This is a genomic window from Agrobacterium sp. CFBP2214, assembly GCF_030209895.1.
GTDB lineage: Bacteria > Pseudomonadota > Alphaproteobacteria > Rhizobiales > Rhizobiaceae > Agrobacterium > Agrobacterium radiobacter.
In genome coordinates, this window is record NZ_JARVRC010000001.1 from 1,191,365 (window position 1) to 1,206,048 (window position 14,684).

The following is a 14,684-nucleotide window of genomic DNA, read 5'->3' on the forward strand; positions in this document are numbered from 1 at the left end:
TCCGATGCTTGATTCCGGCCGTTTCAAACGCGATTTTTCCTGCTTTTTTTAGTCAAGTTTCGATATCGGGATATCGTCACTTCACCGCCGTTTCGACGTAAAATTCGTGTGACTTTTTTGCGGTTGCGTCGTTCAATCGATTATTATTGTATTTGAGGGGCTTAGGTCGGAATTGTGGCCCAAATTTGCGTCAATTCCGGCAATATTGTTGCCAATCAATGCGGCAGGTGTCTTGAAATGGTGCCTAAACTCTTGCAGAGAGGGCGCGGCTGCGCTAACCACTTTGGCGTTGCAACATATTTGTCCGCTCTTTGAGACTTAAGGTCACAAAGGCAGGTCCGGCACCCGGCCGGACAGGGAAGAGACCATGACTGAACTCCTCAGTTCCTACATTCCGATCGCAATCTTCATCGGTATCGCTCTCGTCATCGGCCTGGCGCTTCTCATTGCGCCCTTTGCGGTCGCCTACAAGGCGCCGGACCCGGAAAAGCTCTCCGCTTTCGAGTGCGGTTTCAACGCCTTCGACGATGCCCGCATGAAGTTCGATATCCGCTTTTATCTGGTGTCGATTCTGTTCATCATCTTCGATCTGGAAGTCGCCTTCCTGTTCCCCTGGGCGGTGTCTTTCGGCGAGATGGGCTGGTTCGGTTTCTGGTCGATGATGGTGTTCCTTCTCGTCCTCACCATCGGCTTTATCTATGAGTGGAAGAAGGGAGCGCTGGAATGGGCATGAGCCAGAACAACACCACGCTCGTTGCGCCGCAGCCGAAGGGGATCATCGATCCCTCGACCGGCAAGCCGGTTGGCAGCAACGACGCCTACTTCACGGAAATCAACGACGAGCTGGCCGACAAGGGCTTTCTCGTTACCTCGACCGACGAGCTGATCACCTGGGCGCGTACCGGCTCCCTGATGTGGATGCAGTTCGGTCTTGCCTGCTGCGCCGTTGAAGGCCTGATGCAGGCTTCCGGCCCGCGTTACGACATGGAGCGCTTCGGCGTTGCCCCGCGCGCCTCACCGCGCCAGTCGGACGTCATGATCGTCGCCGGCACGCTGACCAACAAGATGGCGCCCGCTCTGCGCAAGGTCTATGACCAGATGCCTGAGCCCCGTTACGTCATCTCCATGGGCTCCTGCGCCAATGGCGGCGGCTATTACCACTATTCCTACGCTGTCGTGCGCGGTTGCGACCGCGTCGTGCCGGTGGATATCTACGTTCCGGGCTGTCCCCCCACGGCGGAGGCGCTGCTTTACGGCGTACTTCTGCTGCAGAAGAAGATCCGGCGTACCGGTACGATCGAGCGCTAAGGGCAAAGGACGGATTAAGTAATGAGCGAAGCTCTCAACGATCTTGCTGCTTACGTTAAGGAAGCGCGCGGTTCCCTCGTGGTGTCGGCTGATATCGCCTATGGCGAACTGACGCTGAACACGACGCCTGAAAGCGTGATCGCGCTTTTGACCTTCCTGCGTGACGATGTGCAGTGCGGTTTCGTCAACATCATCGATATCTGCGGTGTCGACTGGCCGCAGCGCGAGAAGCGTTTTGATGTCGTCTATCACCTGCTGTCGCCGCGCCAGAACCTGCGCGTGCGCGTCAAGCTGCAAGTGGCGGAAGACGAGGGTGTTCCGTCTTCGACCCCTGTTTATATGGGCGCGGAATGGTTCGAGCGCGAAGCCTGGGACATGTATGGTATTCCGTTCGAAGGCCATAAGGACCTTCGCCGTATTCTCACCGACTACGGTTTCGAAGGCCACCCGCTGCGCAAGGATTTTCCGGTTACCGGCTTTGTGGAAGTACGTTACGATGACGTGCTGAAACGGGTTCTTTATGAACCGGTCGAACTGAAGCAGGAATTCCGCAATTTCGATTTCCTCTCTCCTTGGGAGGGGACTGAATATGTTCTCCCGGGTGACGAAAAGGCCAAGCAATGAGCGAAGCCCCTGCGACAGAGCGTGCCCAATGTCTTTGCGGTGCCGTCGGCCTCAAGGCCGCGATCGGTGCCCGCGAATTCGGCGTCTGCCATTGCTCCATGTGCCGCCGCTGGTCCGGCGGTGCGTTTCTGGCTGTCGAATGCGCTGATATCTCCGTCGAAAACGAAGAGAACCTCGGCGTCTATTCCTCGTCTGAGTGGGGTGAGCGCTGCTTCTGCAAGAATTGCGGCAGCACGCTGATGTGGCGTTCCAAGGATGGCAAGCATTTTGCCGTTTCGCTGCAGGCTTTCGAAAACCCTTCCAACTTCAAGTTCGCGTCGCAGATTTTCACGGATGAAAAGCCTTCGAGCTATTCTTTCGCCGAAACCACGCAGAACATGACCGGCCCCGAATTCATCGCCATGATCACCTCGGCGGAGCACTAGAATGACTGAGCATAACGTCCGCAATTTCACGATCAACTTCGGTCCGGAACATCCGTCCGCGCACGGCGTGCTGCGTCTGGTTCTGGAGCTGGACGGCGAAATCGTCGAGCGCGTCGATCCGCATATCGGTCTTTTGCATCGCGGCACCGAAAAGCTGATCGAGACCAAGACCTATCTGCAGGCCGTTCCCTATTTCGACCGTCTCGACTACGTCGCGCCGATGAACCAGGAACACGCTTTTGCGCTCGCCGTCGAAAAGCTGCTGGGCCTCGAAATCCCGATGCGCGGCCAGCTGATCCGCGTGCTTTATTCTGAAATCGGCCGCATCCTGTCGCACATCATGAACGTGACGACGCAGGCAATGGACGTCGGCGCGATGACGCCGCCGGTCTGGGGCTTCGAAGAGCGCGAAAAGCTGATGGTGTTCTATGAGCGCGCCTGCGGCGCCCGCATGCACTCGGCCTATGTCCGTCCGGGCGGTGTTCATCAGGACCTGCCGCCGGAACTGGTCGATGATATCGGCAAGTGGTGCGATCCGTTCCTGACCGTGCTCGACAATATCGAAGGTCTGTTGACCGACAACCGCATCTACAAGCAGCGTAACGTCGATATCGGCGTGGTCTCGCTTGAAGACGCCTTCGCCTGGGGTTTCACCGGCGTGATGGTGCGCGGTTCGGGCGCTGCCTGGGATCTGCGCCGCGCGCAGCCCTACGAGTGCTATTCCGATCTGGAATTCGACATCCCCGTCGGCAAGAACGGCGACTGCTATGACCGTTACCTGATCCGCATGCAGGAAATGCGCGAATCGGTGAAGATCATGAAGCAGTGCGTCGATCTTCTGTCCGGCAAGCATCGCATCGGCCCGGTCTCCTCGCTTGACGGCAAGGTGGTTCCGCCGAAGCGTGGCGAGATGAAGCGTTCGATGGAAGCGCTGATCCACCACTTCAAGCTCTACACCGAAGGTTATCACGTACCGGCCGGCGAAGTTTACGCCGCTGTCGAAGCGCCGAAGGGCGAATTCGGCGTCTATGTGGTCGCTGATGGTTCCAACAAGCCCTACCGCTGCAAGATCCGCGCTCCGGGCTACGCACACCTGCAGGCCATGGATTTCCTGTGCAAGGGCCATCAGCTTGCTGACGTTACAGCCGTGCTCGGCTCCCTCGACATCGTGTTCGGGGAGGTCGACCGCTGATGCGTCTGCCGCTGGCCATACCGGCTTTTCTCGCTGCGATGTCGGCACCCGTTCTCGCCCAGACGGCGACGAGCGAGCCTGAGGTATCGCTGTCGAGCGGCGGCTCTTCGACCATCAAGCAGCTTCTGTCATCGGGATACGAGATCAAGGCCTCGGTTCCCAATGGCAGCAAGTTCATCGTGTTCATGCAGAAAGACAAGGCGGCTTACGCCTGCGAATTCGTCACGGTGGCGAGATCGCGTTGTGAGACGTTAAACTGAAAAGGCGTGAGGAAGTATGTCCGTTCGTCGACTAGCCGAAGATCAGTTCCAGCCCGTGGCATTTGCCTTCAATGCGGAAAATACCGCATGGGCGGAAAAGACGATTCTGAAATATCCCGAGGGACGCCAGCAATCAGCGGTCATCCCGCTGCTCATGCGTGCGCAGGAGCAGGACGGCTGGGTTACCCGCGCCGCCATCGAGAAAATCGCCGACATGCTGGATATGGCCTATATCCGCGTCATGGAAGTGGCGACCTTCTATACGCAGTTCCAGCTGAAGCCGGTTGGCACACGCGCCCACGTTCAGGTCTGCGGCACTACGCCCTGCATGCTGCGCGGCTCGGAAGCGCTGATGGACGTCTGCCGCAAGAAGATCCATCACGATCCGCTGCATACCAATGAGAGCGGCACGCTCTCTTGGGAAGAAGTGGAATGTCAGGGCGCCTGCGTCAACGCGCCGATGGTCATCATCTTCAAGGATGCCTATGAGGACCTGACGCCCGAGCGTCTGGAAGAGATCATCGACACGTTCGAGGCAGGCAAGGGCGATACGGTCAAGACCGGCCCGCAGATCGACCGTCACGAGTCGGTCCCGGTCGGTGGCCTGACGACCCTGACGGAAGAGATTAAGCCGGATCGTTCCAATCTCGACAAGCCTGCCGAAGTCGTGGCTGATGCCGCACCGGTTCCGCCGGCCAATGCCGCCAAGCCGAAGACGGACGCGCCGGAAACCGATCCGAAGCTGAAGACGCCGGCCAACGAGCCGAAGGCTGCTGAAGCGAACGTCAAGGCCGCCGAAAAGGAAGCTTCGGGATCTGCGAAGCCGTCACTCGATTCCAAGGATCGTCCGGCCGGCATCGAAAAGCCCGCAACGCCCGACGACCTGAAGCTCATTTCCGGCGTCGGTCCGAAGATCGAAGGCACGCTGCATGAGCTCGGCATCTTCACCTACGCGCAGATTGCCGGCTGGAAAAAGGCCGAATGCGACTGGGTCGACGGTTATCTGAATTTCAAGGGCCGCATCGAACGCGACGAGTGGATCAAGCAGGCCGAGGCGCTCGCCAAGGGTGGCGAAGCCGAGTATATCAGGGTCTTCGGCAAGAAGCCGCGGTAAGAGGTGAAGCATGTTAAAAGATCAGGATCGCATCTTTACCAATCTCTACGGCCTCAAGGACAAGTCCCTGAAGGGCGTGAGAGCGCGCGGCCATTGGGACGGTACCAAGCAGATCATCGAAAAGGGTCGTGACTGGATCATCAACGAGATGAAGGCTTCCGGCCTTCGTGGTCGCGGCGGCGCTGGCTTCCCGACGGGTCTCAAGTGGTCCTTCATGCCGAAGGAAAATGACGGTCGTCCGCACTATCTCGTCGTCAACGCCGACGAATCCGAGCCCGGCACCTGCAAGGACCGCGAAATCCTGCGCAACGATCCGCATACGCTGATCGAAGGCTGCGTGATCGCCGGTTTCGCCATGGGTGCGCATACGGCCTATATCTACGTTCGCGGCGAATATATGCGCGAGCGTGAGGTGCTGCAGGCAGCCATCGACGAATGTTACGATGCGGGCCTGCTCGGCAAGAACAACAAGAACGGCTGGGATTTCGACATCTACGTCCATCACGGCGCAGGTGCCTATATCTGCGGCGAAGAGACGGCTCTGCTCGAAAGCCTCGAGGGCAAGAAGGGTCAGCCACGCCTTAAGCCGCCGTTCCCGGCCAATATGGGTCTTTACGGCTGCCCGACCACCGTCAACAACGTTGAATCGATCGCCGTTGCACCGACCATCCTGCGCCGTGGCGCTGCATGGTTCTCGTCGATCGGCCGTCCGAACAATGTCGGCACCAAGCTGTTCATGGTCTCCGGCCATGTCGAGCGTCCCTGCACCTTCGAAGATGCGCTGGGCCTGTCCTTCCGCGAGCTGATCGAGCACCATTGCGGTGGCATTCGCGGCGGCTGGGACAATTTGCTCGGCGTCATTCCCGGCGGCGCATCCTGCCCCATCGTGCGCGGTGAGGACATGAAGGACGCCATCATGGACTTCGACGGCATGCGCGAAGTGAAGTCTTCCTTCGGCACGGGCGGCATGATCGTCATGGACAAGTCCACCGACGTCATCAAGGCGATCGCCCGCATCGCGGCTTTCTTCAAGCATGAAAGCTGCGGCCAGTGCACGCCGTGCCGTGAAGGCACCGGCTGGATGTGGCGCGTGCTGGAACGCATGGTGAAGGGCAACGCGCAGAAGCGCGAAATCGACATGCTGTTCGAAGTGACGAAGCAGATTGAAGGCCACACCATCTGTGCTCTCGGCGACGCCGCCGCATGGCCGGTACAGGCGCTGATCCGCAATTTCCGTCCGGAAATCGAAAAGCGCATCGACCAATATACCTACAGGGCCATGGATGATGGCGCTGTTCTGGAAGCTGCCGAATAAGCTTTTCGCAGTTTGCATGCGGCGCGGGGATGATCCCGGCGCCGGAAAACCATGAAGCGCCTGACCGACGAGATTAAGTGTCGGGCGCGATTAAGGATTTGTTGCGGACCGTGTGAGAGACACGGGACGAACAGGCAACAGGACGTAAGTAGAACCATGGCAAAGCTCAAGGTTGACGGTAAAGAGATCGAGGTTCCGGATCATTTCACGCTGTTGCAGGCGTGCGAGGAGGCTGGTGCTGAAGTTCCGCGCTTTTGTTTTCATGAGCGCTTGTCGGTCGCGGGTAACTGCCGCATGTGTCTCATTGAGGTGAAGGGCGGACCGCCCAAGCCCGCCGCATCCTGCGCCATGGGCGTGCGCGACGTTCGCGGCGGCCCGAATGGCGAATTGCCTGAGGTTTTCACCAATACGCCGATGGTCAAGAAGGCCCGCGAAGGCGTGATGGAGTTCCTTCTCATCAACCACCCGCTCGATTGCCCGATCTGCGACCAGGGCGGCGAATGCGACCTGCAGGACCAGGCTATGGCCTTCGGTATTGCCGGTTCGCGTTATGCGGAAAACAAGCGTGCGGTTGAAGACAAATATATCGGTCCGCTCGTCAAGACGGTGATGAACCGCTGCATCCACTGCACGCGCTGCGTCCGTTTCACCACGGAAGTTGCTGGCATCGCCGAACTCGGCCTCATCGGCCGCGGCGAGGACGCTGAAATCACCACCTATCTCGAGCAGGCGATGACCTCCGAGCTTCAGGGCAACGTCGTCGATCTTTGCCCGGTCGGTGCGCTCACCTCCAAGCCTTTCGCTTTCACTGCCCGTCCGTGGGAACTGAACAAGACCGAAACCATCGACGTGATGGACGCTCTCGGTTCGGCAATCCGCGTCGATACCCGTGGCCGCGAAGTCATGCGCGTCATGCCGCGTGTCAACGAGGCGATCAACGAAGAGTGGATCTCCGACAAGAGCCGCTTCATCTGGGATGGTCTGAAGACCCAGCGTCTCGACCGGCCTTACGTCCGCAAGGATGGCCGTCTGCAGCCCGCAAGCTGGGGCGAAGCTTTCGGTGCGATCAAGACTGCAGTTGCTGCGACATCCGGCAGCAAGATCGGTGCGATTGCCGGTGATCTGGCCTCCGTCGAAGAAATGTTCGCGCTGAAGTCACTGCTCGCTTCGCTCGGTTCGGCCAATGTCGATTGCCGTCAGGATGGTGCAGCGCTCGACCCGTCGCTTGGCCGCGCCAGCTATCTGTTCAATTCCACCATTGAAGGCATCGAACAGGCCGACGCCCTGCTGATCGTTGGTTCCAACCCGCGTTACGAAGCGGCCGTGCTCAACGCCCGCATCCGCAAGCGCTGGCGTCGCGGCGGTTTCCCGATCGGCGTGATCGGCGAAGCCGGCGAGCTGCGCTACAATTATGAATATCTCGGCTCCGGCGCGGAAACGCTTTCCGATCTGGCCAACGGTTCGCACAGCTTCGTTGAGAAGCTGAAGTCTGCCAAGAACCCGCTGATCATCATCGGCCAGGGCGCTCTGGCACGCGCCGATGGTGCGGCTGTTCTCGCTGCTGCTGCAAAGCTTGCCGTTTCGGTTGGCGCCATCAGCGAAGAATGGAACGGCTTCTCGGTGCTTCACACCGCCGCTGCCCGCGTCGGTGGTCTCGATATCGGCTTCGTGCCGGGCGAGGGCGGTGTTGCTGCTGCCGAAATGGTAACGTCCATGGACGTTCTCTTCCTGCTCGGCGCCGATGAAATCGACCTGTCGAACAAGGGCGCCAAGTTCACCGTCTATATCGGTAGCCATGGTGACCATGGCGCGATGCACGCCGACGTCATCCTTCCGGGTGCGGCCTATACCGAAAAATCCGGTATCTGGGTCAACACCGAAGGCCGCGTTCAGGTGGGCAACCGCGCCGGTTTCGCACCGGGCGAGGCCCGCGAAGATTGGGCGATCCTGCGTGCGCTTTCCGACGTGCTCGGCAAGAAGCTGCCGTTCGATTCGCTCTCGGCGCTGCGTGGCCAGCTTTATGTTGCTCATCCGCATCTGGCAGAAACCGACGAGATCGTTGCCGGCAACGGTAAGGATATCGAGGCTCTCGCCGCTCATGCGGGTAGCCTCAACAAGTCGGCGTTTGCCTCGACCGTAAAAGACTTTTATTTGACGAACCCGATTGCGCGCGCATCCGCCGTCATGGCCGAGTGTTCCGCATTGGCCCGCAACAATTTCCAGGCTGCGGCAGAGTAAGGGTAGGGGATTTATGGAACAGTTTTTCTGGAGCTACGTCTGGCCCGCGCTGATCATGGTCGGCCAGTCCCTGCTGCTTCTCGTTTGCCTTCTGGTGGCCATCGCCTTCCTGCTGCTCGCTGACCGTAAGGTCTGGGCAGCCGTGCAGCTGCGCCGTGGTCCGAACGTCGTTGGTCCTTTCGGTCTCTTCCAGTCCTTCGCCGACCTTTTGAAGTTCATCCTCAAGGAGCCCGTCATCCCGGCCGGTGCCAACAAGGCCGTCTTCCTTCTGGCGCCGCTGGTCGCCGTGACGCTGGCGCTCGCAACCTATGCCGTCATTCCGTTCAATGAAGGCTGGGTCGTCGCCAATATCAATGTCGGCATCCTCTACATCTTCGCGATTTCCTCGCTTGAAGTGTACGGCATCATCATGGGCGGTTGGGCTTCCAACTCGAAGTATCCGTTCCTCGGCGCGCTTCGTTCCGCCGCGCAGATGGTGTCCTATGAAGTGTCGATCGGCCTCGTCATCGTCACCGTGCTGCTCTGCGTCGGTTCGCTGAACCTGACGGATATCGTGCTTGCCCAGAAGACCGGCCTCGGCACGATGCTCGGCCTGCCGGCCTCGTTCCTCGACTGGCACTGGCTGTCGCTGTTCCCGATGTTCATCGTGTTCTTCATCTCGGGCCTTGCCGAAACCAACCGTCCGCCCTTCGACCTTCCGGAAGCGGAATCGGAACTGGTTGCCGGTCACATGGTCGAATATGGCTCCACGCCTTACATGATGTTCATGCTCGGCGAATATGCTGCGATCGTCCTGATCTGCTGCCTGACGACGATCCTGTTCATGGGCGGCTGGCTGCCGATCGTGGATGTGTGGTTCCTGAACTGGGTTCCGGGCATTGTCTGGTTCGCGCTCAAGGGCTGCATGGTCTTCTTCATGATCGCGCTGACCAAGGCTTTCGTTCCGCGTTATCGTTATGACCAGCTCATGCGCCTCGGCTGGAAGGTGTTCCTGCCGCTGTCGCTCGCCATGGTCGTTATTGTTGCATTCGTATTGAAGCTGACGGGGTGGGCCGGTTGATGTCCGTACGCCTCGCTCAGAAATCTGGAGTTTGAGATGGCAAGCCTTTCCCAAGCCGTCAATTCACTGTTCCTCAAGGAGTTCGTCGGTGCGATCTTCCTGACGATGCGCCACTTCTTCAAACAGAAGGCGACGGTGAACTATCCCTTTGAAAAGGGCCCGGTGTCTCCGCGCTTTCGCGGCGAACATGCGCTGCGCCGTTATCCCAACGGTGAAGAACGCTGCATCGCCTGCAAGCTGTGTGAAGCTATCTGTCCTGCTCAGGCGATCACCATCGAAGCCGGCCCGCGCCGCAACGACGGCACCCGCCGCACGGTGCGTTACGACATCGACATGGTGAAGTGCATCTATTGCGGCTTCTGCCAGGAAGCCTGCCCGGTCGATGCCATCGTCGAAGGCCCGAACTTCGAATTCGCGACGGAAACCCGCGAGGAGCTTTATTTCGACAAGCAGAAGCTTCTCGACAATGGCGACCGCTGGGAGCGTGAAATCGCACGCAACCTCGCACTGGATGCGCCTTACCGTTAAGGCGCAACCGTCTTTCCGGGGGAGCCTCCGGAAAGCGATGAAAAGTAAAATGCCTGCGCGGTTTTCGCCGGCGGGGACGAAACGGGTGAGGGGGCTTTCGGCCATCTTCTCCCGATGAGGACAAGAAGGCACCAAGATGGGTCTGCACGCTGTATTCTTTTATATATTCGCTTTCGTCGCCGTGGCGTCTGCGTTCATGGTCATTGCATCGAAGAACCCTGTTCATTCGGTGCTGTTTCTGATTTTGACCTTCTTCAACGCAGCCGCGCTGTTCCTGCTGACGGGAGCCGAGTTCCTCGGCATGATCCTGCTGGTGGTTTATGTCGGCGCTGTCGCGGTGCTCTTCCTCTTCGTCGTCATGATGCTGGATGTGGATTTTGCGGAGCTGCGCTCCGGCGTGCTGCAATACGCCCCGATCGGCGCGCTGATCGGCGTCATCCTCGCGGCGGAGCTGATCGTCGTTGTCGGCGGCAGCGTGCTCAACCCGCAGGCGGCGAAATCGATCACCATGCCGATCCCGCCGGTGACCGAGCGCACCAATACGGCCGCGCTGGGTGATGTGCTCTATACCAATTACATCTACTTCTTCCAGCTCGCCGGTCTCGTGCTGCTGGTGGCCATGATCGGCGCCATCGTGCTGACGCTGCGTCATCGCACTGACATCAAGCGGCAGGATGTATCCACGCAGGTCGGCCGTGACCCGAAGACCGCCGTCACCACGGTCAAGGTCAAGCCGGGTCAGGGCATCTGAAGGCGCGAACGGATTCAAGGAAACACAATATGGTAATCGGTCTTTCCCACTATCTGACGGTCAGCGCCATTCTCTTCACGATCGGCGTGTTCGGCATCTTCCTCAACCGGAAGAACGTCATCGTCATCCTCATGTCGATCGAGCTCATCCTGTTGGCGGTCAACATCAACATGGTGGCGTTCTCGGCTTTCCTGAACGACATCGTCGGCCAGGTCTTCGCACTTTTCATTCTGACCGTCGCAGCCGCCGAAGCGGCCATCGGTCTTGCAATACTCGTTGTCTTCTACCGCAACCGCGGATCGATCGCCGTCGAAGACGTCAATATGATGAAGGGCTGATAAGGCTATGATCTACAAGGCTATCGTCTTTCTTCCTCTGATCGGCTTCCTGATCGCCGGCCTGTTTGGCCGGTCGATCGGCGCCAAGGCTTCGGAATATGTCACCACCGGTCTGATGATCGTGGTCGCCATCCTGTCATGGATCGTCTTCTTCAGTGTCGCGCTTGCCCATGGCGAGCCGGGCGAGGTGATCAAGGTCACCGTGCTGCGCTGGATCCAGTCCGGCGGCATCGACGTCGAATGGGCGTTCCGCATCGATACGCTGACGGCCGTCATGTTCGTCGTCGTCAACACGGTCTCGACGCTGGTGCACCTCTATTCGATCGGATACATGCACCACGATCCGCATCGTCCGCGCTTCTTCGCCTATCTGTCGCTCTTCACCTTCGCCATGCTGATGCTGGTGACCTCCGACAACCTGCTGCAGATGTTCTTCGGCTGGGAAGGCGTTGGTCTGGCGTCCTATCTGCTGATCGGCTTCTGGTTCAAGAAGCCGTCCGCTTCGGCTGCGGCCATGAAGGCCTTCATCGTCAACCGCGTCGGCGACTTTGGTTTCATCCTCGGTATTGGCGGCGTGTTCGTGTTGTTCGGCTCGATCAATCTCGAAACCATCTTCGCTGCCGCCAGCACCTATCTGCCGGCCGAAGGTGCCGCTTCCACGGAAACCGTCATCAACCTGTTCGGCATGCAGCTGGACAAGGCCAATGCGATGACCGGCGTCTGCCTGCTGCTCTTCATGGGCGCGATGGGTAAATCGGCGCAGTTCCTGCTGCACACCTGGCTGCCGGACGCGATGGAAGGCCCGACCCCGGTGTCTGCCCTCATTCACGCCGCAACCATGGTTACCGCCGGCGTCTTCCTCGTCGCCCGCATGTCGCCGCTGTTCGAACTGTCGCATGACGCGCTTACCGTCGTGACGCTGATCGGCGCGATCACCGCCTTCTTCGCGGCGACCGTTGGTCTCGTACAGAACGATATCAAGCGCGTGATTGCCTATTCGACCTGCTCGCAGCTTGGTTACATGTTCGTGGCGCTCGGCGTCGGCGCTTATGGTGCTGCCGTGTTCCACCTCTTCACACACGCCTTCTTCAAGGCCCTGCTGTTCTTGTGCGCCGGTTCGGTTATCCACGCCGTCGATGGCGAGCAGGACATGCGTTACATGGGCGGCCTGCGCAAGCATATCCCGATCACCTTCTGGACCATGACCGTTGGCACGCTGGCGCTGACCGGCGTCGGGATCCCGGGCACGATGATCGGTTTTGCCGGCTTCTTCTCGAAGGACGTCATCATCGAATCCGCTTACGCGTCCCATTCGGTTCTCTCGGGCGTCGCCTTCACGCTGCTGGTCATCGCCGCGCTGTTCACCAGCTTCTACTCCTGGCGTCTGGCCTTCATGACCTTCTTCGGCAAGCCGCGCGCTTCGGCCGACGTGATGCACCATGTGCATGAATCGCCGATGGTCATGCTGATCCCGCTCTTCATCCTCACCGTTGGCGCGATCTTTGCCGGTGTGGCCTTCGAAGGTTATTTCTTCGGTCATGAATATGCCGAATTCTGGAAGGGCGCCCTGTTCACGCTTCCGGAAAATGAAATCCTCGAAGAGTTCCACCATGTTCCGCTGTGGGTGAAGTGGAGCCCGTTCTTCGCCATGGCGCTTGGTTTCGTGACCGCATGGTACATGTACATCAAGTCGCCGGAGACGCGGAAGCGTCTGGCCGAGACCCATCGCGGCCTCTACCAGTTCCTTCTCAACAAGTGGTACTTCGACGAACTCTACGACTTCCTCTTCGTTCGCTCCGCAAAGGCGCTTGGCCGCTTCCTGTGGAAGAAGGGCGACGTCGCCGTCATCGACCACTATGGACCGAACGGCATTGCAGCGCGTGTGGTTGACGTGACCAACCGCATGGTCCGCCTGCAATCCGGTTACCTTTATCACTATGCCTTTGCGATGCTGATCGGCATCGCGGCGCTTGTCACCTGGATGATGCTCGGGAGTGCCCTCTGATGACCGATTGGCCCATTCTTTCAACGGTCACCTTTCTGCCGCTCGTCGGCGTGGTGCTGCTGCTTCTGACGAATGAGAACGGCCCCTATGGTCGCCGCAACATTCTCAATGTCTCGCTGCTGACGACCGTCTTCACCTTCATCGTGTCGCTGTTCATCTGGATCGGTTTCGACAATTCGAACCCCGGCTTCCAGATGGTCGAGAAGCATGCCTGGTTCGGCAACATTGCCGCCTATCATCTCGGTGTCGACGGCATCTCCATGCTGTTCGTCATCCTCACCACCTTCCTCATGCCCTTCTGCGTGCTGGCAAGCTGGGATTCGATCGAAAAGCGCATCAAGGAATACATGATTGCCTTCCTGCTTCTGGAAGTGGTCATGATCGGCGTCTTTGTGGCGCTGGATACGGTTCTCTTCTACGTTTTCTTCGAAGCGACGCTGATCCCGATGTTCATCATCATCGGCGTCTGGGGCGGCAAGGATCGCGTCTACGCATCCTACAAGTTCTTCCTCTACACGCTTCTCGGCTCGGTTCTGACCATGCTCGCCATCATGGCGATGTACTGGCAGGCGGGTACGACCGACATGACCGAACTTCTGAAGTACGGCTTCCCGGCCGGCATGCAGACCTGGCTATGGCTTGCCTGTTTCGCAGCCTTCTCGGTCAAGATGCCGATGTGGCCGGTTCACACCTGGCTGCCGGATGCCCACGTTCAGGCGCCGACCGCAGGTTCTGTCATCCTTGCCGGCGTCATGCTGAAGCTCGGCGGTTATGGTTTCATCCGTTTCTCGCTGTCGATGTTCCCGCTGGCGTCTGATTATTTCGCACCCTTCGTCTTCACGCTGTCGGTTCTCGCCATCATCTACACCTCGCTGGTGGCGATGATGCAGGACGACATCAAGAAGCTGATCGCCTATTCCTCCGTTGCCCACATGGGTTACGTGACCATGGGTATCTTCGCCGCCAACGTGCAGGGCGTGCAGGGCGCAATCTTCCAGATGCTGTCGCACGGCATCGTGTCGGGCGCGCTCTTCCTCTGCGTCGGCGTGGTTTATGACCGGCTGCACACCCGCGAGATTTCGGCCTATGGCGGTCTTGTGAACAACATGCCGAAATATGCCGTCGCCTTCATGATTTTCACCATGGCCAATGTCGGTCTGCCCGGCACGTCAGGCTTTGTCGGTGAATTCCTGACGCTGATCGGTGTCTTCCGCGCCAATACGCTGGTCGCGCTGTTTGCGGCAACCGGTGTCATCCTCTCGGCCGCCTACGCGCTGTGGCTCTACCGCCGCGTGATCTTCGGTGCGCTCGAGAAGGAAAGCCTGAAATCGATGCTCGATCTGTCGACCCGCGAAAAGGTCATCCTTTACCCGCTGGTTGCTCTGACGATCTTCTTCGGCGTCTATCCGGCTCCGGTTTTCGATGCCACCGCCGCATCGGTCGATCTTCTGGTAAACAACTATACGGCTGCACTGCAGGCGGCGCAAAATGTTGCGCTCACTATGAATTGACGACAGGACCCGTTG

15 protein-coding genes are annotated in these 14,684 nt (G+C 59.1%); all 15 read left to right on the top strand.

Annotation, left to right across the window (positions count from 1 at the left end):
* Window positions 1-367 precede the first annotated feature (367 nt).
* The gene (locus QRN60_RS05950; RefSeq protein WP_003496469.1) at window positions 368-733 is read left to right on the top strand and encodes an NADH-quinone oxidoreductase subunit A; all 366 of its coding nucleotides are present in this window, start codon (window positions 368-370) and stop codon (window positions 731-733) included.
* Window positions 724-1,308 carry a NuoB/complex I 20 kDa subunit family protein gene (locus QRN60_RS05955; RefSeq protein ID WP_003521524.1) on the top strand — a complete coding sequence of 195 codons (585 nt, stop codon included), beginning with the start codon at window positions 724-726 and terminating at the stop codon, window positions 1,306-1,308. The genes QRN60_RS05950 and QRN60_RS05955 overlap by 10 nt, the downstream gene beginning before the upstream one ends.
* 21 nt (window positions 1,309-1,329) lie before the next feature.
* Window positions 1,330-1,932: an NADH-quinone oxidoreductase subunit C gene (locus QRN60_RS05960; protein WP_020810740.1), complete on the top strand. Its 603-nt coding sequence runs from the start codon at window positions 1,330-1,332 to the stop codon at window positions 1,930-1,932.
* Window positions 1,929-2,357 (top strand): GFA family protein, encoded by a 429-nt coding sequence (locus QRN60_RS05965; protein ID WP_003502373.1) that lies wholly within the window; start codon window positions 1,929-1,931, stop codon window positions 2,355-2,357. Before QRN60_RS05960 ends, QRN60_RS05965 begins: the two co-directional genes overlap by 4 nt.
* A gap of 1 nt (window position 2,358) precedes the next feature.
* Window positions 2,359-3,549, top strand: a complete 1,191-nt coding sequence (locus QRN60_RS05970) for an NADH-quinone oxidoreductase subunit D (protein WP_003496461.1) — start codon at window positions 2,359-2,361, stop codon at window positions 3,547-3,549.
* Complete coding sequence (locus tag QRN60_RS05975; RefSeq protein WP_003502376.1) at window positions 3,549-3,809, top strand: hypothetical protein; 261 nt, start codon at window positions 3,549-3,551, stop codon at window positions 3,807-3,809. Before QRN60_RS05970 ends, QRN60_RS05975 begins: the two co-directional genes overlap by 1 nt.
* A gap of 16 nt (window positions 3,810-3,825) precedes the next feature.
* On the top strand, window positions 3,826-4,923 hold the full coding sequence (locus QRN60_RS05980) for an NADH-quinone oxidoreductase subunit E (RefSeq protein WP_099085473.1): 1,098 nt from the start codon (window positions 3,826-3,828) through the stop codon (window positions 4,921-4,923).
* Window positions 4,924-4,933: 10 nt separating this feature from the next.
* A complete protein-coding gene (gene nuoF / locus QRN60_RS05985) occupies window positions 4,934-6,238 on the top strand; it encodes an NADH-quinone oxidoreductase subunit NuoF (protein WP_129565050.1) in 1,305 nt (434 codons plus the stop codon).
* A 156-nt stretch (window positions 6,239-6,394) separates the two neighbouring features.
* Window positions 6,395-8,476: an NADH-quinone oxidoreductase subunit NuoG gene (nuoG, locus tag QRN60_RS05990; RefSeq protein ID WP_031234025.1), complete on the top strand. Its 2,082-nt coding sequence runs from the start codon at window positions 6,395-6,397 to the stop codon at window positions 8,474-8,476.
* 13 nt (window positions 8,477-8,489) lie between these two features.
* Window positions 8,490-9,536, top strand: coding sequence for an NADH-quinone oxidoreductase subunit NuoH (gene nuoH / locus QRN60_RS05995; RefSeq protein WP_003496451.1), 1,047 nt, complete (start codon window positions 8,490-8,492; stop codon window positions 9,534-9,536).
* Window positions 9,537-9,572: 36 nt separating this feature from the next.
* A complete protein-coding gene (gene nuoI, locus QRN60_RS06000; RefSeq protein WP_003502385.1) occupies window positions 9,573-10,064 on the top strand; it encodes an NADH-quinone oxidoreductase subunit NuoI in 492 nt (163 codons plus the stop codon).
* A 136-nt stretch (window positions 10,065-10,200) separates the two neighbouring features.
* Window positions 10,201-10,815: an NADH-quinone oxidoreductase subunit J gene (locus QRN60_RS06005; RefSeq protein ID WP_003502387.1), complete on the top strand. Its 615-nt coding sequence runs from the start codon at window positions 10,201-10,203 to the stop codon at window positions 10,813-10,815.
* 29 nt (window positions 10,816-10,844) lie between these two features.
* A complete protein-coding gene (gene nuoK / locus QRN60_RS06010) occupies window positions 10,845-11,153 on the top strand; it encodes an NADH-quinone oxidoreductase subunit NuoK (protein WP_003502389.1) in 309 nt (102 codons plus the stop codon).
* A gap of 7 nt (window positions 11,154-11,160) precedes the next feature.
* Window positions 11,161-13,158: an NADH-quinone oxidoreductase subunit L gene (gene nuoL, locus QRN60_RS06015; protein WP_129565051.1), complete on the top strand. Its 1,998-nt coding sequence runs from the start codon at window positions 11,161-11,163 to the stop codon at window positions 13,156-13,158.
* Window positions 13,158-14,669: an NADH-quinone oxidoreductase subunit M gene (locus QRN60_RS06020; protein WP_003502393.1), complete on the top strand. Its 1,512-nt coding sequence runs from the start codon at window positions 13,158-13,160 to the stop codon at window positions 14,667-14,669. Before nuoL ends, QRN60_RS06020 begins: the two co-directional genes overlap by 1 nt.
* Window positions 14,670-14,684 lie beyond the last annotated feature (15 nt).

Bases quoted from the DNA above. Each gene is read 5' to 3' on its own strand.
- QRN60_RS06020 (WP_003502393.1), top strand. From the start codon at position 13,158: ATGACCGATTGGCCCATTCTTTCAACGGTCACCTTTCTGCCGCTCGTC.
- nuoL (WP_129565051.1), top strand. From the start codon at position 11,161: ATGATCTACAAGGCTATCGTCTTTCTTCCTCTGATCGGCTTCCTGATC.
- nuoF (WP_129565050.1), top strand. From the start codon at position 4,934: ATGTTAAAAGATCAGGATCGCATCTTTACCAATCTCTACGGCCTCAAG.
- nuoG (WP_031234025.1), top strand. From the start codon at position 6,395: ATGGCAAAGCTCAAGGTTGACGGTAAAGAGATCGAGGTTCCGGATCAT.
- QRN60_RS05960 (WP_020810740.1), top strand. From the start codon at position 1,330: ATGAGCGAAGCTCTCAACGATCTTGCTGCTTACGTTAAGGAAGCGCGC.
- QRN60_RS05970 (WP_003496461.1), top strand. From the start codon at position 2,359: ATGACTGAGCATAACGTCCGCAATTTCACGATCAACTTCGGTCCGGAA.
- QRN60_RS06005 (WP_003502387.1), top strand. From the start codon at position 10,201: ATGGGTCTGCACGCTGTATTCTTTTATATATTCGCTTTCGTCGCCGTG.
- nuoH (WP_003496451.1), top strand. From the start codon at position 8,490: ATGGAACAGTTTTTCTGGAGCTACGTCTGGCCCGCGCTGATCATGGTC.
- QRN60_RS05975 (WP_003502376.1), top strand. From the start codon at position 3,549: ATGCGTCTGCCGCTGGCCATACCGGCTTTTCTCGCTGCGATGTCGGCA.
- QRN60_RS05955 (WP_003521524.1), top strand. From the start codon at position 724: ATGGGCATGAGCCAGAACAACACCACGCTCGTTGCGCCGCAGCCGAAG.
- QRN60_RS05980 (WP_099085473.1), top strand. From the start codon at position 3,826: ATGTCCGTTCGTCGACTAGCCGAAGATCAGTTCCAGCCCGTGGCATTT.
- QRN60_RS05950 (WP_003496469.1), top strand. From the start codon at position 368: ATGACTGAACTCCTCAGTTCCTACATTCCGATCGCAATCTTCATCGGT.
- QRN60_RS05965 (WP_003502373.1), top strand. From the start codon at position 1,929: ATGAGCGAAGCCCCTGCGACAGAGCGTGCCCAATGTCTTTGCGGTGCC.
- nuoI (WP_003502385.1), top strand. From the start codon at position 9,573: ATGGCAAGCCTTTCCCAAGCCGTCAATTCACTGTTCCTCAAGGAGTTC.
- nuoK (WP_003502389.1), top strand. From the start codon at position 10,845: ATGGTAATCGGTCTTTCCCACTATCTGACGGTCAGCGCCATTCTCTTC.